The organism is Porphyromonas sp. HMSC077F02 (assembly GCF_001815465.1).
Classification (GTDB): domain Bacteria; phylum Bacteroidota; class Bacteroidia; order Bacteroidales; family Porphyromonadaceae; genus Porphyromonas_A; species Porphyromonas_A somerae.
Genome location: NZ_KV820684.1, coordinates 23,383 through 23,686 on the forward strand (window position 1 = coordinate 23,383; position 304 = coordinate 23,686).

The following is a 304-nucleotide window of genomic DNA, read 5'->3' on the forward strand; positions in this document are numbered from 1 at the left end:
AGTTGCAACTAAACTTTTGACCACTTAGCTGTTGTAACAATGATCTTATACAAGCTATTGAGTATAATGGCGTAAGGACCTCGTCAGAGGTCCCTCTTAAGTAGGCACAAGTCGGAAGGGCGTTAGCCCCGAACGACCTGTGTGTAAGAGCATATTCAGCACCTCCTTGACCCCAGCTGAGGGGTCCGGCCTAGAGATAGGGTTGTCCGACCCCTCGGCCGGGGTCGCAAGGGTGTTTTACACGTATCAATACACAGGTCTTCGGCACTCCGTGCCTTGACCTGTGCCTATTTAGCACGGACCT